We start from the raw sequence: 25,562 nt of genomic DNA on the forward strand, positions 1-25,562 counted from the left end.
ACAGCGCTTTGAAATACCGGTCGCCAAGAGAATTTAGGCGCTTGGCAGCAGCATCAATTTAACGGGGAGTTGGTGTCCGGTTTTGTAGGGGCAAGTCCATTGACTACATTTTTATGCGAAAAAAATATATGGGTGTGTAATTTTCTGACAAGGGCGTCCGTTTTTATCAGGGCGAATCTGGTATGGATACTGCCTTGGCTTTATAAAGGGTCTGTACAGTAAGCGATATCGGCCCTGCTTATAAGTCGCGGTATTCCTGGAGCCACTCATGCATAACCGAAAGCGAAAAGAATGCGTTGATGGCATTGCGCTAGCTTTTAGAGGGGGTGTTCGCATTAATTTGATGTCGAACAAGTACCCATTTATTTTTACATTTTTAGAGTCGATGGCACGAACGCGATTGCTTGGTCAGGCTGTAATATTCTGCTTTTTTGGGGCCGGCAATGCTTTGTTCCGGCATTCTACGTGGTCATGATTTCATCGAATTCCTGAAGGGAGGCGTTATGAAAATCTTAAAAAATTGTTCGTTGGTACCAAGTTTTGTAGGAGTTTTCTGTTGTAACTGTATGAATGGTCTTTGGCTGTTAGTCCTCGGGGGGGAGCGCCATGCAAAGCACTAAACGACTAAGCTATTGTGCTCACCCTGAAAACTCGAATAACGAAAATTGGACTGCCCATGAATAAAGTGCTGATCGTGGATGATCATCCCGTCATTCGTCTTGCTGTACGCATGCTGATGGAGCGTCATGGCTACGAGGTCATTGCCGAGACCGACAATGGTGTGGACGCACTTCAGTTGGCCCGTGAGCATCTGCCGGACATTGTCATTCTTGACATAGGCATTCCCAAGCTGGACGGGCTGGAAGTTATTGCACGCCTGTCCGCCATGACGCTGCCGTTCAAGGTCCTGATTCTTACTTCCCAGGCGCCTGGGCATTTTTCGATGCGCTGCATGCAGGCCGGTGCTGCAGGCTACGTATGCAAACAACAGGATCTCACTGAGCTGTTGAGCGCTATCAAAGCTGTTCTGTCGGGTTACAGCTATTTCCCCAACCAAGCGTTGCACACCGTTCGTTCAAGCATGGGCAATGCGAGTGAGTCGGACATGGTCGACCGTCTTTCGGGTAGAGAGATGATGGTTTTGCAGCAACTGGCGCGTGGGAAAACCAACAAGGAAATTGCGGATGGAATGTTTCTGAGCAACAAGACCGTCAGTACCTACAAGACGCGCCTGTTGCTCAAGCTCAACGCACATTCACTGGTCGATCTCATAGAGCTTGCGCAGCGTAACGGGCTGGTCTGAAGCTCCGCGCTCCCAGGGACACGTCGTATTTGCGGATACCGACCATCAAGGAAGGGCTCTGCCCATCAGAGGTCTTCAACATAGCGGCTTATGGTTGCTTGATATTGCAAAGCTCTGTCAAAGGTCGAAGTCGTAATCGGCCAACTGTTTCTGCAAGCGCCGCTCCTCGAGCATATTATCGATGGTGCGGCGCTTGCTCAGATTGGTTTTTGCAGGCTCTACGGAGACTTGCTCCGCATCGTCCGTATCGACGGCGACGACGTCGTCATCCAGGTCTAGTTGCTCTTTGCCATTACTCATGAAGTCGACTCCAGGCGTGGGCTGCATTGCCGCACCTTATATCGACAAAGCTTGACCGGGTAAAAAAGATTTTTTCAATCGGTGAAGCGGCAAATCCCTATTGCGCTCAATCGTCGGATGTCTTCAGCTTGTAATCGCACAGGTCTTCTATCCTGCAGCTGCCGCAACGGGGCTTACGTGACTGGCACACGTAACGCCCATGCAGGATCAACCAGTGGTGTGCGTCCAGCAGATAATTCCTGGGCACAAACTTCATGAGTTGCTTCTCCACTTCAACGACATTTTTTCCCGGAGCGATGCCAGTTCGGTTGCTCACCCGGAAGATGTGCGTATCGACAGCCATGGCAACCTGACGAAAGGCTGTATTGAGAACGACGTTTGCGGTTTTGCGTCCCACTCCGGGCAGCGCTTCCAGCGCTTCTCGGGTTTTCGGCACCTCACCGTTGTGCAGCTCAACCAGCATTCGGCAGGTTTCAATGACGTTTTTGGCCTTGCTGTTATAAAGCCCGATGGTCTTGATGTACTGCGACAGTCCTTCAACGCCCAGATCATGGATAGCCTGAGGCGTGTTGGCGACAGGGTAGAGCCGGGCTGTTGCCTTGTTGACGCTGACGTCGGTAGCCTGTGCAGAGAGGATGACCGCAATCAGCAGCTCAAAAGGCGTGGTGTAGGCCAATTCGGTTTTTGGGTCCGGATTGTCCTCGTGAAGTCTGCGGAAAATCTCCAGACGTTTTGCAGCATTCATGAGCAGAGCGATTCCTGAGAATAGATATGTGGGCTGCAGCCAGGCGAGATCGATAATGTGCCACCGCGCTGCAGGATTGCCAACGCTCTGACGTCCGCAGAGCCAGTGCCTGGCCAGATGACGCGTGTCGCCTTGATCAGGGCAAGGCGTTGGTCTGCGCGTTCAGAAGCTTCTCTGCGGTCTCGAATACGAGCTCTGCCTGTCGCAGCGCCGTACGCAGTTGGCTCAGTTGCTCCGGCGGTGCGTTGGCTGACTGAGCCTTGCTTAACGCCGCACGAGCCATAGCCTGTTGGATCTTGGCACGCTTCAACTCGCTGTTATCGACTTTCACAGCGGGTGGGGCCGAGGCCCTGGGCGATGCAGACACCAGCGTTGCCAGAGCCTGCTCCGTCAGTTCGTATTCATGTTGTAGCTCCACCAACCTCGCAGCCTGTTCCCTGATAGGGGGGTGGCCAAAGGCTTTGAGAGACTTGTTCAGTTGTGCGCGGCTCATGGCCAATGCGATACGGGCTTTTTTCAGCGCCTCCTCTTGCCCACTGGTCTCGTCGGCCCGAGCGTTTGCTGCGAAAGAGGCTGAAGGCGATACGACCCCTGACGGTTTCTGTGCCCGGCTCAGGCGTTCTGCAATGCGTCGCTCTTGCTCCAGGCGCAACCGCGTGTTGCGCGATTCAAATCGCTGACGAGCGCGGTTGCGTTTGCGAAGGCGTCTGACTCGCTGTTCTTCACTATGGACCAACCCGCCGACCAGTGGTGTAACGGCTGTCAGTGAGTCTGGCGCCAGTAGCAACGGATGCATCTCAATACAGTCAACAGGGCATGGAGCTACGCACAAGTCACAGCCGGTACATTCGTCAATGATGACCGTATGCATGAGCTTGGCAGCACCAAGGATGGCATCGACCGGACATGCCTGAATACATTTGGTACATCCGATGCACTCGGCTTCGCGGATGAACGCAACCTGAGCGGGCGCAGTCCCCCGTTCGACGTCCAGCGACACTACGGGCACCGCCAGCAACTCTGCCAATTGAATGATGGTTTCATCACCGCCTGGCGGGCACTTGTTGATCGCTTCGCCGTTGGCGATACCTTCGGCGTATGGCTTGCAGCCGGGATGGCCGCACTTGCCGCACTGGGTCTGTGGCAGGAGCGCATCAATACGCTCGATCAGGTTCAAAACCTGATCCAATGGCTGAAAGCGGTTGTTGTCATCGTTTTTGATGACAACTGGGACGTTACGTCCATGAGTGCGACACCCGGATGTATGTCAATGAAGTCAGTCATGATCCTGCCAGGAAGCGAGCAGGCTGGTCGCTTTTGCAAGGTGGGCAGTATCGGCCAGAGCGAGGGAGTTGCGAATATGCAAAAGCCCGGTATCCGCTGCCGTTGAGTGGATACCGGGCCTTGACCGTCTTACTTGATTCGCTGACCTGGTTTCGCGCCGCTATCCGGGCTCAGCAGGTAGATTTCCTCTCCGCCAGGGCCTGCAGCCATTACCATGCCCTCCGATATGCCAAAGCGCATCTTACGCGGCTTGAGATTGGCAATCATCATGGTCAGGCGGCCTTCCAGCTCGCTCGGATTCGGGTAGGCGCTTTTGATGCCGGAGAAAACGTTGCGTTGTTCATCGCCAATGTCCAGCGTCAGGCGCAGCAGCTTGTCAGCCCCTTCGACGTGCTCGGCCTTGACGATCAAGGCCACTCGCAGGTCCACGGCAGCAAAGGCGTCGAAGTCGATTTCGGCAGACAACGGGTCCTTGGTCAGCTCGCCGTTGCCTTGCGGCGCAGCTGTCTCGGTCGCGCTGGCGGCCAGGTCCTCTTTCGAGGCGGCGGTCATGGCTTCTACTTTCACAGGGTCGATGCGTGTCATCAGTGCAGTGAACGGGTTGAGTTGGTGGTTGGTCAGCAACGTCTTGTGGTCGTCCCATGTCAGGGGCTCGACGTTGAGGAATTTCTCGGCATCAGCGGCCAGGTTCGGGAGCACTGGCTTGAGGAAGATGACCAGTTGGCGGAACAGGTTGATGCCCAGTGCGCAGACGGCCTGCACTTCATCCTGTTTGCCTTCCTGTTTGGCCAAAGACCACGGGGCTTTTTCGGCGATATACGCATTGGCGCGGTCGGCCAGCGCCATGATTTCTCGCATGGCGCGGGCAAAATCGCGCCCCTCGTAAGCATCAGCGATGGCGGGTGCTGCCGCCAGGAATGCATCGGTCAGCTCAGGGGCTGCATTGGTGTCGACCATCACACCAGCATTGCCTTTGTGAATGAAACCGGCGCAACGGCTGGCGATGTTCACGACTTTACCGATCAGATCGGAATTGACCTTCTGGACGAAGTCTTCGAGGTTGAGGTCCAGATCGTCCACGCCGCGGCCGAGCTTGGATGCGTAGTAATAGCGCAAGTACTCGGGTGACAGGTGCTCGAGGTAGGTGCGTGCCTTGATGAACGTGCCGCGTGACTTCGACATTTTCTGGCCGTTGACGGTCAGGTAGCCATGGACGTTGATAGCGGTCGGTTTGCGCAAGCCGGCGCCTTCGAGCATTGCCGGCCAGAACAGGGCGTGGAAATTGACAATGTCCTTGCCGATGAAATGGTAAAGCTCGGTGGTCGCGTCCTTGGCCCAGTACGCGTCGAAATCCAGATCGGGGCGACGTTCGCACAGGTTCTTGAAGCTGGCCATGTACCCGATCGGGGCATCCAGCCAGACGTAGAAATATTTGCCCGGCTCGTCAGGGATCTCGAAACCGAAGTATGGGGCATCGCGCGAGATGTCCCATTGCTGCAGACCACTGTCCAGCCACTCGGCGATCTTGTTGGCTACCGCGTCCTGCAAGGTGCCGCTGCGGGTCCAGTTTTTGAGCATGGCATCGAAGGCGGGCAGATCGAAGAAGAAATGCCTGGAGTCCTTGAGCACGGGCGTCGCACCTGAAATCGCCGATTTAGGGTCTTTCAGATCGGTAGGTGCGTAGGTGGCACCGCATTTCTCGCAGTTGTCGCCGTACTGATCTTCAGTGCCACACTTGGGGCAGGTGCCCTTGATGAAGCGGTCGGCCAGGAACATTTTCTTTTCCGGGTCGAAATACTGGGTAATCGAGCGCGTGGCGATATGCCCGGCGTCGCGCAGACGGGTATAGATCATGCTCGACAGCTCGCGGTTTTCATCCGAATGCGTCGAGTGGAAATTGTCGAAGTTCACCAGGAAGTCGGCGAAGTCGGCGCTGTGCTCAGCCTTGACGTTGTCGATCAGTTGTTCCGGGGTGATGCCTTCCTTTTCTGCGCGCAGCATGATGGCCGAGCCGTGAGCGTCGTCCGCGCAGACATAAGTGCATTGGTTGCCGCGGTGCTTCTGGAAACGCACCCACATGTCGGTCTGGATGTACTCGAGCATGTGGCCAAGGTGAATGGAACCATTGGCATAGGGCAGGGCGCTGGTAACGAGAATCTTGCGTGGCTCGGACATTGGGCTCGGCTACTTGAAGTGAAACGGAGATCGGCCACTATAAAGGTCTGAGCAATTTTTTTCACCTCGCAGCGCTGTGGGATTGCTCCTGCATGTGCAGCGAAACCATGTCGGCCCTCGATAGAACAGGTAGGATAGCCGCCTGTTTTAGTCAGTCTTTTCGGAGTGAGCCCATGAGCGCAGTCAATCGCGCAGCGGTGGAGACTATTCTTCGCCAGTACACCGACCCCTACCTGAATCAGGACCCGATCAGCGCCGGTTGCGTGCGGGCCATCGACATACAGGGCGACTACGTCAGCGTGCAGCTCGAAATCGGTTACGCCGCCGACCTGTTCAAGAATGGATGGGCGCACGTGCTGAAAACCGCCATCGAGAATCTGGATGGCGTTGCTTCGGCCAAGGTCGACATCAGTACGTCGATTGCTGCCCACAAGGCTCAGAGCCAGATCCCCGGGCTCGCCAACGTGAAGAACATTGTTGCTGTCGCGTCAGGCAAGGGTGGGGTGGGCAAGTCCACCACGGCCGCCAACCTGGCACTTGCGTTGTCTCGTGAGGGCGCGCGCGTCGGTATTCTGGATGCGGACATCTATGGGCCGAGTCAAGGTGTGATGTTCGGTATTCCCGAAGGCACTCGGCCGAGGATCAAGGACCAGAAATGGTTCGTGCCGATCGAAGCGCATGGTGTCGAGGTGATGTCGATGGCATTTCTGACCGACGACAACACACCGATGGTCTGGCGCGGGCCGATGGTATCCGGTGCACTGTTGCAGCTGGTTACCCAAACCGCCTGGAATGACCTGGACTACCTGATCATCGACATGCCGCCTGGTACTGGCGATATCCAGCTGACACTGGCGCAGAAAGTACCAGTTGCCGGATCAGTGATTGTCACCACGCCTCAGGATCTGGCTTTGCTGGATGCCAAAAAAGGCGTGGAGATGTTCCGTAAGGTCAATATCCCGGTGCTGGGTGTTGTCGAGAACATGGCCGTGCACATCTGCTCCAACTGCGGGCACGCAGAGCATCTGTTTGGCGAGGGTGGCGGTGAAAAGCTGGCTTCGCAGTACGACGTCGAGCTATTGGCATCATTGCCTTTGTCGATGGCGATTCGTGAGCAGGCGGACGGTGGCAAGCCTACGGCGATTGCCGATCCGCAAAGCCCGATTGCGATGGTGTATCAGGAGCTGGCCCGTCACGTAGGTGCGCGTATCGTCTTGCAGGAAGCAGGCAGTCAGGCAATGCCGACCATCTCCATCAGCGAAGACTGATAGAGAGAGGCACAGGGGGAGGCTGGACGAAGTCGGCCTCCTCCGGCTCTTGCCCGAAGGGCGTGTGCGGTGGTTCATCAAATTTCAGGCAATAAAAAACCCCGCTTTTGAGGGCGGGGTTTTTAAGCGAATCAGTACAAGTTAGATAACTTGAACTTCTTCAGCTTGCATGCCTTTCTGACCGCGGGTAGCGATGAAAGAGACCTGTTGGCCTTCTTTCAGGCTTTTGAAGCCGTCAGATTGGATAGCTTTGAAGTGCACGAACAGGTCGTCACCGGATTGTGGAGTGATGAAGCCGAAGCCTTTTTCATCGTTGAACCACTTAACGGTACCAGTTTGGCGATTGGACATAGTATATCTCCTTGGACAAAGTTAACTGCGGCTTAGGAAGAGCCCTGGCCGAGACTGAGTGCAAAGAGCTGGAAAATTCATGGAGATGGTTGGATCGAAATTCAACATCGTGTAGAGATTCTCAGTGACACAAGCAACACAGTGACGCCACCTTAACCCTTTTTGCGGAACGTGCCAATGGTCTGTCGAGGATTATTTCCATTCGCAGTGAAAGTGCCTGTGATGTCTCATTGACTCTGGATCGGTTGCCTTTGAACAGGAGGCGTTGGCCCGGTAAGATGCGGAACATCTTTTTCACCTCGTTAGTCAGGACATCGCCATGAGCATCAAATCGGACAAGTGGATTCGCCGCATGGCGCAAGAGCAGGGCATGATCGAGCCCTTCGTAGAGCGCCAGATGCGTGGTGAAGGCGCCGACCGGTTGATCTCCTATGGCGTCTCAAGCTACGGCTATGACGTACGTTGCGCTGACGAATTCAAGATCTTCACCAATATCAATTCGGCTATCGTGGACCCGAAAAATTTTGACGAAAAAAGCTTCGTCGACGTAAAGAGTGATGTGTGCATCATTCCGCCGAACTCGTTTGCGCTGGCTCGCACCGTCGAATATTTCCGCATCCCTCGCAACGTGCTGACCATCTGCCTGGGTAAAAGTACCTACGCGCGTTGCGGAATCATCGTCAACGTCACGCCGCTTGAGCCGGAATGGGAAGGCCACGTCACCCTTGAGTTTTCTAACACCACGACTCTGCCAGCGAAAATTTACGCCAATGAAGGCGTTGCCCAGATGCTGTTTCTGGAGTCTGACGAAGAGTGCGAGATTTCTTACAAGGACCGTGGTGGCAAGTACCAGGGCCAGCGTGGCGTGACCCTGCCGCGTACGTGATTCGCGCATCAACTGACGAGCTGAATTGAATTATTGCTAGGTTTTGTACTCTATTTGCTCACATGCCTTCGCTTATCGCTGGATGCGAAGGCCTTTGATCAGGAGTGACCTATGAAGACTACGTTCAAAAATTCTGACCAGGCAGCCTCTCCTCCACTCAACGAGATCGGGCTGCTTGCCTGGTCATTGATGGCGCACTCGGAATTGATCGCTCATACAGAGCTGAACATGGTGGGTGGCGGTATTCCGGGTGATCCGGGGCCTGTTACGCCACTTCCTCAACAGCCCAACGAGCCGGGCGAGCCTGTCCTGCCGGACGAGCCTCCTCCAGCGCCTGTCGCCTGATTCAAACGCATTTGAACGGCCTGTCGATTTTTGCGGATCGGCGGGTCTTTTGTGTGTGCAGTTCCTGGTGAGCGGGGCCTGTACAGAGGCTCATGCCACGCGCCATATCGCGCCATCCCCCGTCACGTAGATCGTGAAGTTGTCCGCAGGCCGAATAGCGACCCCCCCCGTGAACTCTCCGAAAGCAGGCAGCAGGCTGACGCGCTGGCCCATGTAGAAGCACGCCAGCCTCAAGCTCTGACGTCCTCGGCCATGCAGTCTGTACACCGGATGCACGTGTCCTGCCAACACATGCCGGGTCGGGTGCGGGTCCGGTTCATGCTGCAGCGCGAACGGTCCCATCATCAATGGCTCTGTGACCACGTCTATGTTGAGCTGCGGAGGCGGATCGCCGGCGCGTTTGTCGTGATTGCCACGTATCAGCGTCACACGTAAGTCCGCTCGACCTGTTCTCCATTGTTGCAGCGTCGCCAGCGTGCCTGCGGCATGGGATTCGGGTGCGTGGAGAAAGTCCCCCAGAAACACCAGATGTTCGCACGCAAAATCGTCCAGCAATTGATCCAGACGTCGAAGATTGGCCTGGGTCGTGCCGTGTGGCACAGGTTGACCGAGCTTGCGGTAAGCCGCGGCCTTGCCAAAATGCGCGTCAGCGATCAGCAAGGCGCGCTCGGCCGGGTAGTAGATGGCCTTGTCCGCCAGCAGCCATAGCTCTTCTCCTGCCAGCGTAATGGGCAGCCAAGGCTTCATCGATCAACCTCCGGGCCTGCGGCTTTCTCAAGGTCGCGCACCATGCGAGCAATGCGATCAGCGAGTTTTTCAGAGCTCAGGCTTTCGCGAAAGCGCTCGACCAGCAGCGGAAACGCCAGGGGTGTGGCGCGTTTGATGGAATGCAGATCCAGCCTGCGGCTGTTGATCTGCGCCAGGGTCATCTCCAGTCGGGTCAGGTCCAGCTCTTGGCGCAGCACTTCCTCTTCGGCCTGGGTCAGCAACATGTTGCCGGCGTCGTATTGCTTGAACACTTCAAAGAACAGTCCACTGGATGCCTGCAGTTGGCGGTTGCTTTTGGCGGCACCCGGATAGCCCGAGAACACCAGGCCCGATATGCGGGCGATTTCACGAAAACGTCGCAGTGCCAGTTCGCCTGCATTCAGGCTCGCGATGATATCGGCCAGCAGCTCTTTTTCGCTGAACAGATCCTCTTGCAATGCCTGTACCCAGTCAATCTCGCTGGCACTGAGCAGCTCGAGGCCGTAATCGTTGACCGCTATGGAAAAGGTGAGAGGACGATGACGACTCAAGCGCCAGGCCAGCAGGCTCGCCAGCCCCAGGTGGACGTGACGGCCTGCGAACGGATAAAGAAACAGGTGCCAGCCTTCGCGGGATTTTAGTGTTTCAGCCAGCAGCGTGTCGCGCTGTGGCAGCGCGGACCATTGCCGCTGTACTTCGAGAAGCGGCCTCACTGCCTGCATTTCGGGGCGGTCGAATACGCCTTTGGCGGCGGCATCGAACTTTTCCACCACGGCATCGGCGAGCTCACTGGAAAGCGGCATTCGCCCGCCGTTCCAGCGGGGTACTGCGGCTTTCTTGCCGGTGGCGCGCTTGACGTAGGCGGTCATGTTTTCGACCCGCACCAGTTCCAGCAGACGGCCGCCAAACAGAAAGCCATCGCCGGGTTTCAGCCGCGCGATGAAACCTTCCTCCACGCTGCCCAGTGAGCCACCGCCACCGCCTTTCTTCCAGTATTTCAGGTTGATGCTGGCGTCGCTGACGATGGTGCCGACGCTCATCCGATGACGCCTTGCCAGCCGAGCGTCCGGCACTCGCCAGACGCCGTTTTCGTCCGGCTCGGCTCGCCGATAGTCGGGGTAGGCGGTCAGTGAGTGGCCGCCGTTGCGCACAAAAGCCAGTGCCCATTGCCACTGTTCATCGCTCAGGTCTCGATAGGCCCAGGCCGTTCGCACTTCGGCCAGCAGCTCATCCGGCAGGAAGCCGCCGCCCAGCGCTACGCTGACCAGATGCTGCACCAGCACATCCAGGGGCTGGTAAGGCGATTCGCGTGGCTCGATCATCCGGGCCGCAACCGCGTCGTGGGCGGCGGCTGCCTCGACCAGTTCAAGGCTGTGAGTAGGCACCAGTGTTACCCGGGACGGCCGTCCCGGCGCGTGTCCTGAGCGTCCTGCGCGCTGCATCAGCCGCGCGACACCTTTGGGCGAGCCAATCTGCAGCACGCGCTCTACAGGCAGAAAATCCACGCCCAGGTCGAGGCTTGAGGTGCATACGACTGCCTTGAGTGAACCCTCCTTGAGTGCACGCTCGACCCAGTCGCGCACCTCTCGGGCCAGAGAACCGTGATGCAGCGCAATCAAGCCCGCCCAATCGGGCCGCGCTTCAAGCAAGGCCTGATACCAGATTTCCGACTGCGCGCGGGTATTGGTGAACACCAGGCAACTGGCGCTGCTGTCCACCTCAGCCACCACCTGCGGCAGCATGCGCAGGCCCATGTGGCCAGCCCACGGAAATCGCTCGATGGAGGCGGGGAGAAGTGTGTCAACCAGCAGTTGCTTGACGATTTTGCCCTGCACGCTGACACCACCTTCGCCCAGCAATACCTCTTGGGCATGCTGCTGATTGCCCAGCGTTGCGGAAATGCCCCACACGATCAGTTGTGGATTCCACTGCCTCAGGCGTGCCAGCGCGAGTTGCAATTGAACGCCGCGTTTATTGCCGATCAGTTCGTGCCACTCATCCACTACTACCATTTTCAGGGTCGACGAGAGGGCTTGAGCGTCAGCTCGGGTCAGCAGCAGCGTCAGGCTTTCAGGTGTGGTGATCAGTGCAGAAGGCAGTCGACGACCCTGCCGGGCCCGCTCGCTGCTGCTGGTGTCGCCCGTGCGCAGGCCGACTGACCAAGGGATGTCGAGCTCGCCCAGTGGCGCTTCAAGGGCGCGAGCGGTATCGGCGGCGAGGGCGCGCATGGGCGTGATCCACATCACGCTCAGTGGCGCAGCAGGCGGTTTGCGCTTGCGGGTTTTGTCATCCGTGGTGGGCGTGTTGGGCTTGGCGAAGCGGTTCAGGGCGGCGAACCAGACGGCGTAGGTCTTGCCCGAGCCGGTGCTGGCATGCAGCAGGCCGGATTCGCCTTTCTTGACCGCTGCCCAGACTTCCTTCTGAAATGCGAAGGGCTTCCAGCCTCGGGCCAGGAACCATCGCTGAGCGAAATCGGTGGGTCTGCTCATGCGGTTGAATGTGCTCTGAAGGGCGTTAAGTCAGAGACAGCGAGCGAAGGACAATAGTTTTAAACGGTTGGCTGCCAAGTCGATCCTTGCCGATCGCCTTGGCCATACGCATGTGTAATGGCGCTCGACTCAGTCAGCGTGCCGGCTATTTCAGGTTGCCGCTCAAGAACTGCTGCAATCGCTCGCTTTTGGGATTATTCAGCACTTCGTCCGGGTGACCGGACTCTTCGATCTGGCCTTGGTGAAGGAACACCACCTGACTGGCAACTTTGCGGGCAAAGCCCATTTCATGGGTCACCAGAATCATTGTCCGGCCTTCTTCGGCCAGGCCTTGAATGACTTTCAGCACTTCACCGACCAGCTCGGGGTCCAGCGCTGAAGTCGGCTCGTCGAAGAGCATGATTTCCGGCTCCATGGCCAGTGCCCGTGCGATGGCCACCCGTTGTTGTTGACCGCCGGACAGAAACGCCGGGTATTGATCGGCGACTCGCTCTGGCAGGCCGACCTTGTCCAGGTACTTGCGTGCGCGAGCCTCGGCTTCAGCCTTGGAAACGCCGAGTACACGGCGCGGCGCCATGGTGATGTTTTCAAGCACGGTCATGTGCGCCCACAGGTTGAAGTGCTGAAATACCATAGCCAGTCGGGTGCGGATGCGTTGCAGTTCGTCCGGGTCGGCGACGCGCATGCCGTCCTTGTCGCTGACCATGCGCACTTGCTGGCCGTCCAGGCTCATCGCGCCGTCGTTGGGCTGTTCCAGAAAATTGATGCAGCGCAGGAAGGTGCTCTTTCCCGATCCGCTGGCGCCTATCAGGCAGATCACGTCACCGCTGCTGGCCTTGAGTGACACGCCTTTGAGCACCTCGTTGTCGCCATAGCGCTTGTGCAGGCCATCGATGGTCAGTTTGTACATGAGAGGTCCTCAAGGAGAAAGTAGGTAGCCGCTGCGATAGGCCTCGGTGCCCGCGATATGCGCGATGACCATGCCGGCCGTGGCCATACGGCGCAGTGAACGCGCGTACAGCAGGCCAGCGTTCAACGCGTTGATGCAGGTGACCGTATCGCTGATCGGGTCGATGACCTCGGCAATCAATTGTCCGGCCTCGACGTATTCGCCTGGCATGGCGCAGAACACCAGCAAGCCGCCGACAGGCGTGGCCACAGGTTCGACGGCTGCCAGCGGCGTGGCCGGGTAAAGCAGTTCGGGCGGTTGTTGACGTTCGCCGTCGATCACCCCGAAATCGGTCAGGTAATTGATGATCGCCTGGCAGTCACGACTGGCCAATGCATGGTTCACGTCGGCTTGCCCGCGCAGCTCCAGTGTTACCGAGAAGCAGCCCAGAGGGATCGGATAACGCTCGGCAAAACGTTGTTGCAGTTGCCACCAGACCAGCGTGAAGCACTCATCGAACGCGTGACCGCCTGAATCGGTGGCCAGCAGGCTGGCCTGTGCGCCCAGGTAGCGCGACAGCGGCTCGACGTTCGGCCAGGCTTCGGGCGTGGTGTACAGGTGTTCGACCGACTCGAAGTCACAGTGAAGGTCCAGCACCATGTCGGCGTCACAGGCCAGCCGCTGCAAGGTCAGGCGCAGTGATTGCAGTTGTGTTGCAGCGTTCTCGGCGTGCAGGGCGGCCAACAGGCTTTCGCGCACCAGCCCCCGGTTATGCAGGGCATCGCTGGTCAGACGCGCTTCGATGTCATCGCCCACTTGCTGGCTCAGGTCGACGAACCAGCGATTGAAATTCTGCCCACTTTCCAGCTCGTAGCGGCCGAGCGGGGTGTCCATCAGCAGTTGTTCCAGGCCAATCGGGTTGGCCACCGGAACGACGATCACTTCGCCCAGCAGGCGGCCGGCATTCTCCAGCTCTGCCAGACGCTGTTTCAGGCACCAGGCGACCAGCATGCCTGGCAGTTCGTCTGCATGCAGCGACGCCTGAATGTAGATTTTGCTCGAACCGTCCGTGGGGCCGTAATGAAAACTGTGTACTTGCCGCGCAGTGCCGGGCACCGGCGACAGCAAGTCATGGGTGTGGTGACGCATGGTTCAGTCCTGATTAATGAGCGGGGCCAAGGAAAGCCAGCCAGCGACGTTCGGCAAGACGGAACAACCCGACCAGAATAAACGTGACGGTCAGGTACATGAGGGCGGCAATCCCGAACGACTGGAACGTCATGAACGTCTGGGAGTTGGCGTCGCGTGCCACTTTCAGGATGTCCGGCACGGTGGCTGTGAACGCCACGGTGGTCGAGTGCAGCATCAGGATCACTTCGTTGCTGTAATAAGGCAGCGAGCGGCGCAACACCGACGGCATGATCACGTACGCGTAAAGCTTCCAGCCAGTCAGACCGTAGGCTTTGGCCGCTTCGACTTCGCCGTGGGCCATGCTGCGAATCGCGCCGGCAAAGATTTCCGTGGTGTAAGCGCAGGTGTTCAGCGTGAAGGCGAGGATCGTGCAGTTCATCGCGTCGCGAAAAAACGCATCCAGCATCGGCTGTTCGCGCACCGCTGCAAGGCTGTAGATGCCGGTGTAGCAGATCAGCAGCTGTATATAGAGCGGTGTGCCTCGAAACAGGTAGGTGTAGAACTGAACGGGCCAGCGAACCCAGCGATTTTTTGAAACCCGTGCAATCGACAGCGGAATCGACACGCAGAAACCGATGGCAATCGACGCGCTGAGTAACCACAGGGTCATGGCCAGACCGGTCACGTTGACGCCGTCTGTATAAAGGAAGGGTTTCCAGTATTCCTGAAGCAATTCAATCATCGCTGCGCCTCCCGGCTGCCTGCGGCGTAATGCCGTTCAGCCCAGCGCAGGGCGAAGTTCGAAGCGCTGGTGATCAACAGATAGATCAACGCCGCCAACACCAGAAAGTAGAACAGTTGGTAAGTGCTTTTGCCCGCGTCCTGCGAGGCCTTGACCAGATCCGCCAGCCCGATGATCGACACCAGCGCAGTGGCCTTGAGCAGTACTTGCCAGTTGTTGCCGATGCCGGGCAGGGCATAGCGCATCATCTGTGGGAACACGACGTAGCGAAACCGCTGCCCGCGCTTGAGGCCATACGCGGTCGCGGCCTCGACCTGACCCCGTGGTACGGACAGAATCGCGCCCCGGAAGGTCTCGGTGAAGTAAGCGCCATAAATGAAGCCCAGCGTGATGACACCTGCACCGAACGGGTTGATCTCGATGTATTCCCATTCCATGGCATCGGTCAGCATCGTCAGCCAGGTTTGCAGGCTGTAGAAAATAAGCAGCATCAACACCAGGTCCGGCACGCCGCGGATCAGTGTGGTGTAGATCTGTGCCGGCACGCGCAACAGCGCCGAGCTCGACAATTTGGCACTGGCTCCGATCAGCCCGAGCAGGATGCTCAAGAGCAACGACAGAACCGATAATTTGATGGTCATCCAGGTCCCTTGCATCAGCAGCGGGCCGAAGCCTTTCAAGCTGAATGCCGAGAGTCCGAGGTTTTGCATGAGTGCATCGAGCATGGATAAAGCCTTGAGCGGTCACAAACAGAAACGCCCATCGAAGTGGGCGGCGAATCATCGCCGAAATCGATGGGCGTCGTGGTGTTATTTACCGCTGTACAGGTTCAGATCGCCGAAATGCTTTTTCTGGATTTCAGCGTAAGTGCCGTCGTCGTGCATCGCTTTGATACCTTTGTCCAGCAGGGCTTTGAGCTCTTTGTTGCCCTTGGCGATACCGATGGCGGTTTTGGCTGGCAACAACGGGCTGTCGACTGGCTCGCTGACTTCATAACCGGCACCGGCTGGCGATTTCAGAAAGCCCAGTTCGGCTTGCAGCATGTCCTGAATGGATGCATCCAGACGACCGGAGGTCAGGTCAGCGTAAACCTGATCCTGGTTGGCATAGGCTTTGGTGCTGACGCCTGCCTTGTCCAGTACGGCTTTGGCGTAGGCTTCCTGGATAGTGCCTTGCTCGTAACCAACGGTCTTGCCTTTCAGGCTGGCCGGGTCGGCGGTGAAGCCTGCGCCTTTCTTGAACACCAGCGACGTTGGGCCGGAGAACAGCTCGTTGGAGAAGTCGATGACTTTCTCACGGGCCGGGGTCACGGTCATCGACGAAATCACGCCGTCGAATTTCTTGGCCTTGAGGCCTGGGATCATGCCGTCGAAATCGCTTTCAACCCATTTGCAGGTGACTTTCAGCTCTTTGCAGATCGCGTTGCCCAGATCGATATCGAAGCCCACGAGGCTGCCGTCAGCGGCCTTGGATTCAAAGGGTGCGTAAGACGGATCGACGCCGAAGCGCAGCTCCTTGTATTCCTTTGCCATCGTGTTGCCAGCGGCGAGGCACAAAGCCAGTGCAGAAAGGGTCAACCATGCTTTTTTCATCGTTCAGTCCTTAAAACCTAATGGGGCGTTGGGAACACGCGAGTCTTGCTACCGGCGAGTGCCAGACGGCTGGAAGTAGCAATTTCCGAACCAGCGAGACGAACGTGCGTTTGAAATGTAAGGCGTTGTCGCAATTTCATATGAATAAATGGCGATCTGCCTGCTGTGCTGGTTTTTGAACCTGCACGATAGTGTGCGGCCACATGCTCGCTCCGCCCGGCTTCGCTTTCGAGCGTTACCAATCTGCCGCTTGGCCTGACCGAAGCCCGGGAAATTGTGTCCTGAGGGAATGCAGTGAGCGGTAATGGTGCGTGTATTTCTGCATGCACGTTGGTGGTGCGTCAGCGAAGAAGGTCCTGGAGCGTCGCCAGGCTGTCGGCCTCGGCCACGGGCTTGTCCTGTCGCCAGCGCAGCATCCGCGGAAAGCGTACGGCAATGCCGCTCTTGTGGCGCTTGGACAAGGCGATGCCTTCGAAGCCCAGCTCGAACACCAGCGTAGGCGTTACGCTGCTCACGGGGCCGAATTTCTCTACAGTGGTCTTGCGGACAATCGCGTCAACCTTGCGCATCTCCTCGTCAGTCAGCCCGGAATAAGCCTTGGCGAACGGCACGAGCGTTCGTTCACTGGACTCGGGTGGGCCATCCCAGACGGCGAAAGTGTAATCACTGTAAAGGCTGGCACGTCGGCCGTGGCCGCGTTGGGCGTAGATCAGTACTGCATCGACACTGAATGGGTCGATTTTCCACTTCCACCACACACCCATGTCCTTGGTCCGGCCGACGCCGTAAAGCGAATCGCGGGCTTTGAGCATCATGCCTTCCACACCCAGGCTGCGCGAGGCTTCACGCTGGGTCGCCAGGTCAGCCCAGTCCTTGCCGTCAATCACCGGTGATGGCATCAGTACGTCGCTCTGGCTTTGCTGAAGCAGAATTTCCAGCTGCGTGCGGCGTTCGTGTTGCGGGCGACTGCGCCAGTCATGGCCTTCCCATTCGAGCAGGTCGTAGGCCAGTACTACCACTGGTACGTCGGCGAGAATCTTCTTGCCGAGGGTTTTTCGACCGATACGCTGTTGCAACAACGCGAATGGTTGTACCGATGGCGCGGCAGTTGGCGCGTCGCTATCGAGGACGAATTCGGCATCGCTGTCGGGGGGTGTCTCGGGCGCTTTCCAGACCACTATTTCCCCGTCGATCACCGTGCCGTCAGGTAGACACTGGACCAGGCTGTGCAGCTCAGGGAAACGATCGGTAACCAGCTCTTCACCGCGCGACCAGATCCACAGCCGACCTTCGCGCTTGACCAGTTGGGCACGAATTCCGTCCCACTTCCATTCGACCTGCCAGTTCTCGGCCGACCCCAGCAAGGCTTCAAATTGGTCCACTGGTTGCTGCAGTGAGTGCGCGAGGAAAAATGGATAGGGCTGCCCCCCGCGCTGCGCGTGTTCGTCCTCGGACTCGGCAGCGATCAGTTTCAGATAGCCTTCGGCACTGGGGCGATGCGACAGGTCGGTGTAACCCACCAGGCGCTGGGCAACGCGCTTGCTGTCGATATCGGCCAGCGCCGCCAGCGCGCGGGTGACCAGCAGTTTGGACACGCCCACCCGGAAACTGCCAGTAATCAACTTGATGCACACCATCAGGCTGCTGCGGTCCAGTTGCGACCAGAACATCGGCAAGCGCTCGGCCAGTTCTTCGGGCGGCAGGCCGCGCAGTGGCAGCAGCTTGTCTTCCAGCCAGACAGCCAGGCCTTCGTTGTTGTTGTGTTCGGCTTGCGGCAGCAACAACGACAGCGTTTCCGCCAGATCGCCGACCGCCTGATAGCTTTCTTCGAACAGCCATTCCGGCAGGTTTGCCAGCGTCATTGCCTGTTCGCGCAGGACCTTGGTTGGCACCAGCTGTCGAGGTCGTCCGCCGGAGAGGAAATACACGGCCCAAGCCGCATCCTGGGGCGCAGCCTGTTCGAAGTATTCGCGCATGGCCGCCAGTTTGGCGTTGCTTGAGGTGGTGGCGTCCAGCCGAGTGTAGAGTTCCGCGAACGCTTTCATGACTGAGCCTCTGGCGCTTGCCCGGTTTCAACTGAGGTCGCCGACGGGGTGCTGTCTTCTTCGTCACCGTATTCTGTGCTGAAGCCTTGCGCGTCGAGGCCCAGTTCGCGCAGGTAACGGACCAGCACCGCAACCGAGCCATGAGTCACCATGACGCGCTCGGCACCGGTTTGCTCGATGGCCCACAGCAGGCCCGGCCAGTCGGCGTGATCGGACAGTACAAAGCCTCGATCCACACCGCGCCGACGTCGAGTCCCGCGCAGCATCATCCAACCACTGGCGAACGCATCGCTGTACTCGCCGAAGCGCTTCATCCAGCTGCTGCCGCCAGCAGACGGCGGGGCCAGGATAAGCGCCTGGCGCAACGCCGGATCGGTTTTCTTGAAGTCGCCTGCGTACTGGGTTTCCGGAATGCGGATTCCGCCCTCGCGGTACACCCGGTTCAACGGCTCGACGGCGCCGTGGACCAGAATCGGACCGATCTGTGAGTCAATGCCGTGCAGGATGCGTTGCGCCTTGCCGAACGAGTAGGCGAACAGCACGCTTGCTTTGCCTTGTGCGGCGTTGTTGCGCCACCAGTCGTTGATCCCTTCGAAAATCTGCGACTGCGGAGCCCAGCGATAGATCGGCAGGCCGAAGGTCGATTCGGTAATGAAGGTATGGCAACGCACCGGTTCGAACGCTGCACAGGTGCCGTCGGGCTCAACCTTGTAATCACCGGAAGCCACCCAGATCTCGCCTTTGTATTCCAGGCGCACCTGCGCTGAGCCCAGCACATGACCCGCAGGGTGCAAGCTCAGCTTCACTCCATGGTGGGTGATGGTTTCGCCATATTGCAGTGTTTGCAGATTGATGTCCTGGCCCAGCCGCGAGCGCAGTATGCCTTCGCCGCTGGCCGCTGACAGGTAATGCTCGTTACCGGTTCGGGCGTGGTCGCCGTGGGCGTGAGTAATGACGGAGCGTTCGACCGGGCGCCACGGATCGATGTAGAAATCGCCGGGCGGGCAATAAAGACCTTCGGGGCGAGCGATGACAAGATCCATGGGGCAACCGTCTGCTGGGGCGTGTTAGCTATGAGCCGGAGCGCAGCGGTAAGTTCGAGGTGTTTGGAGAGGCTGTGGCTGAGGGCCCGTCAGAGTGCCGCTACAAGCAGGGCCGGCATCATCGGTCAGCGATGTGCATCAGCGCCTTCGCGGGGAGGCCCGCGAAGGCGTAGAGTGTGGGTTCGTTTACTTGCCCGGTGTCAGGGTCAGGCGCTGTTTGCCGTAGCCTTTCTCGTAGTTCTGCTGTTGCAGCGGGATCGACATGTACTGCGCCTTGAGCCATGGCTCGATGCTGTTGGCGTAGTAAGGGCTGGCCGGGTTGCCCGACTGACCGGTGCTGATCAGGCCGGTCATAGGCTCTACCAGACTGAAGTCGATGATCATGCGCAAGCCTGGCGCCATGCGCGCGTCGAAGTTCTTGCCCCATTCATAACCGGACACATTCAGCGTGGTGTGATCGCCGCCTGCTGGGGTGGCACTGCGGTTGAACTCACTGCCGCCCAGTTGTTTGGCCAGCGGGTTGGTTGAGGTCCAGTTGTCGCGGTGCAGTTTGCCCCACTGCCAGGCCTTGTGATCACTGCCCAGCAGGCTGTCGCCACTGGTGATCGCGGCCGCCAGACTGCGTGCGAGGATGGTCGGTTTGTCTTCTTTCTGCGTTGTCTTGATGTCATCCCAGTACGGGCTGTCGTCGCGACCCAGCAAGTGATCAGCCTGTGGCGACCAGGACGAACCGGCGTTGGCAACCAGCGCCTGCCAGGCCGGGCTGGTTTCAGGTCCCAATTCATCAAGGAAGATCTGCTTGGCGCTTTCCTGCAGGAACAGCTCATAGAGTGCGGCGTCTGCCGATCCGGCGCTGAGTTTTCCCTCGAAAGCCATCAAGCGGGTCAACGCTTCACGCGCCTTGCCGCGCTCTGCTTCCGGCAGGGCGTCGATGGCCTGCTTGAGCGGACGGGCCATGCCCGGCGCGTCGAACATGGTCTTGAGTTTGGCGGCAAAGGTCGTCGTCTGGTCGTACTGCATGGCCACGGTACTGCGCAGGTCCTGCTTGCCACTGTTGGCCAGCTCGGCGATGCGCTCGGCGCGCTCCGGATAGCCCCACGAGTTGGACAGTTGCATGCCGTAACCTTTGGGGATCGTGCGCTGGTTGGCAGCCGCGAGCCAGCCCTGGCGCGGGTCCTGGTCATACGGGTGCAACATCGAGTCGGCAAAGCCGTCCCAGTCATATTTGCCATCCCAGCCTGGCGAGGGCAGCAGGCCCTGACCTTCACGGCGATTCGGGAAGCGACCGGTTACTTGCCAGCCGATGTTGGAAGCATCAGCGAAAATCATGTTCAGGGTGATCGCACGAATCTCGCGGCTGGTATCGAAGGCTTTCTCGACGTTGGGCGCGCGCGACAGGTCGAAGAATGCGTCGAGACTTTTATCATCCTTGAACTCAGGCGTTTGCAGCGCCAGGCTCAGGCCGTTGCCGGGCGGCGTGGCACCTGCATTGAGCAGTGCGCCGTGGCGGGTGGCGTAGACAGTTTCCCGGACCGGACGATTGCCTTTGATCAGGAAGGTCTCTTCATGGGCGAGGGCGGGCACCCATTTGCCGTCAGCCATATAAGAGACGCGATTGCCTTCGCGTTTGATCTTTTCCAGAAACAGGTCCTGGTTGTCGCCCTTGACGTTGCTCATGCTCCACGCCAGTTTGCCGTTGAAGCCACTGAGGACCAACGGCAAACCTGCGATAGAGACACCGGACACCTGATATTTGGGCGCCCGGATCTGCACAAGGCTCCACGCCGAATTCAGGCCGCCGGGCAGTTGCATGTCACTGGCCAACAGGCTTTTGCCGCTGCGACTGCGCTGGGGTGCGATGGCCCAGTTGTTCGACGCTGCGACCCCCAGCATATTGAGATCGCTGAGTTGCAGGACAACCTTGTTCAAGTTGCCGAGGCCTGTCACCTGATTGTTCAGGTTCAGGCCTTTGAGCTTGTCGGTCTCTGCAAAGGGCAGTTCTTCGTCCGGATACGTGGGCAACAGCCAGGCGAGTTTGTCGGTACCTACTTTCTGCGCCAGCACCAGCGCTGACAGCTCTTCCTGCAGGTTCACCGACAGGCTGAAGTTGAGCAGGCTGAAGATCAGCGCCGAGTCTTCTGGCTTCCAGTATTCAGGTTTGTAGCCAGAGCTGGCCAGATCGGCGGGCAACTTGTCGCGATAGCGAAACAGGTAGGCGTTCACGCCACGGGCGTAGACATCGAAAAAGCGTTTCAGCCTTGGCGAAGCCGCGTTGTAGAGGTCGCTGGCATTCTGCTTGAGGTTGACCGAGCGCATCAGACGGTCCACTTCCAGCGCGTCCGGGCCTGCCATTTCTGACAGGCGGCCCTGCGCCAGCAAACGCATGCCGACCATCTGACTGATGCGGTCCCCCGCGTGGATATAACCCAGCGTGAAGAGGGCGTCATGATAGGTGCTGCTTTCGATCAGCGGCATGCCCATGCTGTTGCGGCGCACGGAAACGTTTTGCGCCAGACCTTTGATCGCGAACGTGCCGGAAACAGGCAGTACGGTGTCATTGTCGCCACCGCCCAATTGGCAGCCAGCAAGGCTCAGGAAACTCGCCGCAGCGGCGGCAGCGCCGAATCGGGGAAGAAAATGTAGAAGGGCTGGCGAGGCCATTGGCAAGCTCCTGAAGGGATAGCGTACAAAAGTCGCTACGTTAGTGAGCAGGCAGACCACAAGCAAGCGCGAAGACGGAGTTTATTTCAGGATTTTACAAACGATGTCACGCAAACAGACGCCCGGTCTTCAAACCACTGTGCCAACGCCGCGCATTGGCACATTCGCCAGGCTGTCAGGGCTTGGGCGGGTTGATCGTTTCGACCAGTGCATAGGCACGTTGCGTGGCCTCACGCTGCGCGATGCATTCGAACCAGCGCTTGAGATGCGGGAAGTCGTTCAAGTCCTGCTGCTGAAACGTGTGTGGCACGATCCATGGGTAGATGGCCATGTCGGCAATACTGTAATCGCTGCCCGTCACATAGCCGCGATCGGCCAGGCGCTTGTTCAGCACGCCATACAATCGTGCGGTTTCGTTGACGTAACGTTCGATGGCGTAAGGGATCTTTTCCTTGGCAAATCGATTGAAATGATGATTCTGGCCAGCCATCGGTCCCAGACCACCCATTTGCCAGAACAACCACTGCAGCGTTTCCTGACGGCCACGAAAGTCCTGCGCAATGAATTGCCCGGTCTTGTCTGCGAGATAAAGCAGGATGGCGCCTGACTCGAAGAGGCTCAGCGGTTCTGCGCCGTCTGCGGGCTGGTGATCGACAATTGCCGGGATCCGGTTGTTGGGAGCGATTTTCAGGAATTCGGGTTTGAACTGATCGTTGTTGCCGATATTGACCGGGAAAATCTGGTAAGGCAGGCCGGTCTCTTCGAGGAACCGGGTGATTTTATGACCGTTGGGTGTGGTCCAGTAGTGAAGATCAATCATTGAACGCTCCATGTGAGTGACGTGACCGCATTGTTTTACTCTGCCTCGGACACGCCATACAAATGAAAACGGCCTGCAAGGCAGGCCGTTTTCAGAACGCTGAGCGCTTTACGCACCGTGGCATTTCTTGAATTTCTTGTCACTGCCGCAAGGGCAAGGATCGTTGCGACCTACGTCTTTCAGGGTATTACGCACCGGCTCCTGGTGAGCGTGACCGCAGTTCGGGCCATGGACGTGACCGTGCTGGTGGTCGTCGTGGTCATGATCGTGGTTGCAATCAGGGCCATGAACATGAGTGTGCTGGTTCATCAGGTGTACTCCACAATTAAATCGACGCGCATTATCTCGCAAATGAGCGTCCAGCAGTACGGGAGTATTTTCCTTGGACATCCTGAGAATTTTTCAGCATGCTTATTTTTTGAGCGGTATTACCGACAATGCCTCTAGATTGCCCGATGTCGAGCCCAGGATATGAACAGACACGAACGCATTGCCAAGGCCATTACCGCCAGTGGCAAAAAGAAAGGTGAAATCGCGGCCCAGTGTGGCGTCGCCAACTCAGCAGTGACCCAATGGATTTCTGGCGAGAGCAAAAGCCTGCGTCCGGAAAATCTGTACGCACTGGCACGAGCTACCGGGTTTCGAGCCGAGTGGTTGGCGATAGGCGAGGGCGCAGAACAGACACCTGCCCATGATGCCAACGTCGCGTTGATTGATCCGCCGCGCCTGTCATTCCGCTACCCGGTTATCAGTTGGGTATCGGCCGGGTCCTGGGAGGAGGCGGTCCAGCCTTATCCGGACGGGTTTTCCGACCGTTATGAGATCTCCGATTACGACTCCAAAGGCCCTGCGTTCTGGCTGGAGGTCAAAGGCGATTCAATGACCGCTCCGACCGGTGTGAGCGTGCCTGAAGGGATGCTGATTCTGATCGATACCGAGGCGGACGTTCAACCAGGAAAACTGGTGATCGCCAAGCTGCCGGCGAGCAACGAGGCAACCTTCAAGAAGCTGGTAGAGGACGGCGGGGTCCGGTATCTCAAGCCACTCAACCCCGAATACAAAATGATCGAGTGCGGTGTCGACTGTCGCATTATCGGCGTGGCCGTGCGGATGACCGGCAAGCTCTGACGCCTTTCAGATGTTGTGCATCAGGTTTGATCACTGCGCTTGGCAGACTTTTCCTTGCCTGCCCTTGTAAGGTTTGCACATCAGGAATACTGTATATAAATACAGTTATGCTGAGGAGGTGGTCATGGCTAACCGTAACAGTCTGCTGCTGGAGGCGCCGTCTTCCTACGAGATGATCGGAAGAAGAATCCAGCAAATGGTGGCGGCGCCTGGTGTGCAGAAAATCCAGTCGGTAACGGTGATCCGCCGTGAAGATGAGCCTGCGGATCTTTGGGACCGAGTGCTTCAGGAAATCGAGGAAACCGAAGGGATCCAGGTGCAACGTCGCGAGGATGGGTCAGTCTGGATTGGCTGGCGCAAGTACATCGATAGCTGAGCTGAGCGAGCCCGCGCAATACGGGCTTTGTGCCAGCGTCAGGCTCAAGTTTTCCCGCGCATACGCCGCAAACGAGATTTTCTTGCTGCCCCCTTCGTCCTTTGGTCAGAGCAACCTTGACGAATAATTTCAGTATGCTTAAATTTTGATTGTCGTCAGACACTCGAACGGCTCACAGACTGGCTCGCTGCACTGAATGATCTGCCCGGGTGGGTTATCCAGGAAGGACGCTTGAGCCTTGCGCCGGCTTTCCGATCTGCGCTGACGCGTGACTGCTCTGATTTCTGGTGCTTGTTACTTCTTGTGGGGAGTCAAACTCATGGATCTGTTGAATGCTTGGATGGACCGGTGTGAATGGTTGGCAGCAGGGCTGGTTGGCGCAGTCATTTCAGGCTGGTGGCATAAGGCGGGCCTGCTCGATTGGCGTGCCTGGGTGATCTTTTTGCTTACCGGCGTGGCATGCGCGGTGTTTCTGACCGGCATCGCCAGCAGTTACATGGGCATTGCAGACCCGCGCAACGTGGCAGGCGTAGGCTTTCTACTGGGTTCGTTTGGCGGATCGCTGATGGCTGCTATCAACCGTGCGCTGTGGGCCGCAGATATCTGGAAGTTTCTCATGGAGCTGATCAAGGGCCGTCTGGGAGGCTGAATGTCACGGCTACCTGAGATCCTGAATCAGCTCCTCGGGAGCCATATCGCCGGATCGCCCGATACGGATGCTGTGCCTGAACACCACGCCGGTCTTGAGTTTGCCTTCAAGGCGATAGTGAATGGGCTGGTCTGGCTTTTTCAGCAACTGGGCAATGTACCTTGCGTGCCGCCACAGGTTGGTGCGAATCGGCACCACAAAGGTTTTCTGACTGTGGCCGGGTACAAAAAACCAGTCGCTGGATTTACCGTCGGCCAGTATCACATCGTTGAGCATGATCTTGTATTGCAGTCCGCGAACCAGAAGGCGCGAGTCGTTCGGGTTGTCTACCTCGAAATGCAGCTTGAAGTCCTGCTGCGTCAGCCTGGCTTTGACCACCTGAACCTTCAGCAGGTGCACTTGTGGGTCCTGAAAGCTGTCAAACGAGAAGATCGAGCATCCCGACAGGCCAAACATGATCAGCGCGAGGCTCAGTGTTCTTGTAATGTGCGCCTGAAAGGACATTGTGCGACTCCGTATGAACGTTGAGTCTAGCAATTCGAAGGCCAGGGGTAACTCGCTTGTTTCGCCGTTTGGCGCCACGCCATACTTTG

The 25,562-nt window shown here is 57.9% G+C and carries 25 protein-coding genes; 7 read left to right on the top strand and 18 right to left on the bottom strand.

Annotated elements, in window-relative coordinates; all coding sequences use genetic code 11:
• Positions 1-676 precede the first annotated feature (676 nt).
• Positions 677-1,303, top strand: a complete 627-nt coding sequence (locus KDX37_RS19715; protein ID WP_002554843.1) for a response regulator transcription factor — start codon at positions 677-679, stop codon at positions 1,301-1,303.
• 117 nt (positions 1,304-1,420) lie between these two features.
• On the opposite strand, the gene KDX37_RS19720 is transcribed toward KDX37_RS19715, so the two are convergent.
• The 4 genes from KDX37_RS19720 to metG form a co-directional block, all read right to left on the bottom strand.
• Positions 1,421-1,603: a PA3496 family putative envelope integrity protein gene (locus tag KDX37_RS19720; RefSeq protein WP_231654385.1), complete on the bottom strand. Its 183-nt coding sequence runs from the start codon at positions 1,601-1,603 to the stop codon at positions 1,421-1,423.
• A gap of 106 nt (positions 1,604-1,709) precedes the next feature.
• Positions 1,710-2,348, bottom strand: coding sequence for an endonuclease III (gene nth, locus KDX37_RS19725; RefSeq protein ID WP_231654386.1), 639 nt, complete (start codon positions 2,346-2,348; stop codon positions 1,710-1,712).
• Between the two features lie 136 nt (positions 2,349-2,484).
• Positions 2,485-3,525: an electron transport complex subunit RsxB gene (gene rsxB / locus KDX37_RS19730; protein WP_231654387.1), complete on the bottom strand. Its 1,041-nt coding sequence runs from the start codon at positions 3,523-3,525 to the stop codon at positions 2,485-2,487.
• A gap of 236 nt (positions 3,526-3,761) precedes the next feature.
• On the bottom strand, positions 3,762-5,807 hold the full coding sequence (gene metG / locus KDX37_RS19735) for a methionine--tRNA ligase (protein ID WP_231654388.1): 2,046 nt from the start codon (positions 5,805-5,807) through the stop codon (positions 3,762-3,764).
• Positions 5,808-5,980: 173 nt separating this feature from the next.
• Between metG and apbC the strand changes: the two genes are divergently transcribed.
• Positions 5,981-7,075: an iron-sulfur cluster carrier protein ApbC gene (apbC, locus tag KDX37_RS19740; protein ID WP_231654389.1), complete on the top strand. Its 1,095-nt coding sequence runs from the start codon at positions 5,981-5,983 to the stop codon at positions 7,073-7,075.
• A 141-nt stretch (positions 7,076-7,216) separates the two neighbouring features.
• On the opposite strand, the gene KDX37_RS19745 is transcribed toward apbC, so the two are convergent.
• Positions 7,217-7,426: a cold-shock protein gene (locus KDX37_RS19745; RefSeq protein WP_002554837.1), complete on the bottom strand. Its 210-nt coding sequence runs from the start codon at positions 7,424-7,426 to the stop codon at positions 7,217-7,219.
• 319 nt (positions 7,427-7,745) lie between these two features.
• Here KDX37_RS19745 and dcd point away from each other — a divergent pair, with 319 nt between their 5' ends.
• Both dcd and KDX37_RS19755 read left to right on the top strand, forming a co-directional pair.
• The gene (gene dcd, locus KDX37_RS19750) at positions 7,746-8,312 is read left to right on the top strand and encodes a dCTP deaminase (RefSeq protein WP_231654390.1); all 567 of its coding nucleotides are present in this window, start codon (positions 7,746-7,748) and stop codon (positions 8,310-8,312) included.
• A 111-nt stretch (positions 8,313-8,423) separates the two neighbouring features.
• Positions 8,424-8,657 carry a hypothetical protein gene (locus KDX37_RS19755; protein WP_231654391.1) on the top strand — a complete coding sequence of 78 codons (234 nt, stop codon included), beginning with the start codon at positions 8,424-8,426 and terminating at the stop codon, positions 8,655-8,657.
• 90 nt (positions 8,658-8,747) lie between these two features.
• On the opposite strand, the gene pdeM is transcribed toward KDX37_RS19755, so the two are convergent.
• From pdeM to KDX37_RS19815, 12 genes are all read right to left on the bottom strand, one after another.
• Positions 8,748-9,404 carry a ligase-associated DNA damage response endonuclease PdeM gene (gene pdeM, locus KDX37_RS19760; protein ID WP_231654392.1) on the bottom strand — a complete coding sequence of 219 codons (657 nt, stop codon included), beginning with the start codon at positions 9,402-9,404 and terminating at the stop codon, positions 8,748-8,750.
• A complete protein-coding gene (locus KDX37_RS19765; protein WP_231654393.1) occupies positions 9,401-11,893 on the bottom strand; it encodes a ligase-associated DNA damage response DEXH box helicase in 2,493 nt (830 codons plus the stop codon). Before KDX37_RS19765 ends, pdeM begins: the two co-directional genes overlap by 4 nt.
• A gap of 145 nt (positions 11,894-12,038) precedes the next feature.
• Entirely contained in the window at positions 12,039-12,803 is a 765-nt protein-coding gene (locus tag KDX37_RS19770; RefSeq protein WP_231654394.1) for an ABC transporter ATP-binding protein, read from the bottom strand.
• A 9-nt stretch (positions 12,804-12,812) separates the two neighbouring features.
• Positions 12,813-13,931, bottom strand: a complete 1,119-nt coding sequence (locus KDX37_RS19775) for a succinylglutamate desuccinylase/aspartoacylase family protein (RefSeq protein ID WP_231654395.1) — start codon at positions 13,929-13,931, stop codon at positions 12,813-12,815.
• 13 nt (positions 13,932-13,944) lie between these two features.
• Entirely contained in the window at positions 13,945-14,655 is a 711-nt protein-coding gene (locus KDX37_RS19780; RefSeq protein WP_231654396.1) for an ABC transporter permease, read from the bottom strand.
• Positions 14,652-15,380, bottom strand: a complete 729-nt coding sequence (locus KDX37_RS19785) for an ABC transporter permease (protein WP_231654397.1) — start codon at positions 15,378-15,380, stop codon at positions 14,652-14,654. Before KDX37_RS19785 ends, KDX37_RS19780 begins: the two co-directional genes overlap by 4 nt.
• Positions 15,381-15,464: 84 nt before the next feature.
• A complete protein-coding gene (locus KDX37_RS19790) occupies positions 15,465-16,247 on the bottom strand; it encodes a transporter substrate-binding domain-containing protein (RefSeq protein WP_231654398.1) in 783 nt (260 codons plus the stop codon).
• 341 nt (positions 16,248-16,588) lie between these two features.
• Entirely contained in the window at positions 16,589-18,292 is a 1,704-nt protein-coding gene (locus KDX37_RS19795) for an ATP-dependent DNA ligase (RefSeq protein ID WP_231654399.1), read from the bottom strand.
• Positions 18,289-19,335, bottom strand: a complete 1,047-nt coding sequence (locus KDX37_RS19800; protein ID WP_231654400.1) for a ligase-associated DNA damage response exonuclease — start codon at positions 19,333-19,335, stop codon at positions 18,289-18,291. The genes KDX37_RS19795 and KDX37_RS19800 overlap by 4 nt, the downstream gene beginning before the upstream one ends.
• Positions 19,336-19,521: 186 nt before the next feature.
• Complete coding sequence (locus tag KDX37_RS19805) at positions 19,522-21,996, bottom strand: penicillin acylase family protein (RefSeq protein WP_231654401.1); 2,475 nt, start codon at positions 21,994-21,996, stop codon at positions 19,522-19,524.
• Between the two features lie 175 nt (positions 21,997-22,171).
• Complete coding sequence (locus KDX37_RS19810; RefSeq protein ID WP_231654402.1) at positions 22,172-22,816, bottom strand: glutathione binding-like protein; 645 nt, start codon at positions 22,814-22,816, stop codon at positions 22,172-22,174.
• Between the two features lie 108 nt (positions 22,817-22,924).
• Complete coding sequence (locus KDX37_RS19815; RefSeq protein ID WP_231654403.1) at positions 22,925-23,125, bottom strand: SEC-C metal-binding domain-containing protein; 201 nt, start codon at positions 23,123-23,125, stop codon at positions 22,925-22,927.
• 162 nt (positions 23,126-23,287) lie between these two features.
• On the opposite strand from KDX37_RS19815, the gene KDX37_RS19820 reads away from it, so the two are divergent.
• From KDX37_RS19820 to KDX37_RS19830, 3 genes are all read left to right on the top strand, one after another.
• Entirely contained in the window at positions 23,288-23,944 is a 657-nt protein-coding gene (locus tag KDX37_RS19820; protein ID WP_231654404.1) for a LexA family protein, read from the top strand.
• 124 nt (positions 23,945-24,068) lie between these two features.
• Entirely contained in the window at positions 24,069-24,320 is a 252-nt protein-coding gene (locus KDX37_RS19825) for a DUF1654 domain-containing protein (protein WP_231654405.1), read from the top strand.
• Between the two features lie 319 nt (positions 24,321-24,639).
• Complete coding sequence (locus KDX37_RS19830; RefSeq protein WP_231654406.1) at positions 24,640-24,969, top strand: MFS transporter; 330 nt, start codon at positions 24,640-24,642, stop codon at positions 24,967-24,969.
• A 9-nt stretch (positions 24,970-24,978) separates the two neighbouring features.
• Here the strand turns inward: KDX37_RS19830 and KDX37_RS19835 are convergent, their stop codons facing one another.
• Positions 24,979-25,473, bottom strand: coding sequence for an LEA type 2 family protein (locus tag KDX37_RS19835; protein ID WP_231654407.1), 495 nt, complete (start codon positions 25,471-25,473; stop codon positions 24,979-24,981).
• Positions 25,474-25,562: the final 89 nt, after the last annotated feature.

Origin of the sequence: Pseudomonas californiensis (assembly GCF_021147775.1) — a bacterium.
Lineage (GTDB): Bacteria > Pseudomonadota > Gammaproteobacteria > Pseudomonadales > Pseudomonadaceae > Aquipseudomonas > Aquipseudomonas californiensis.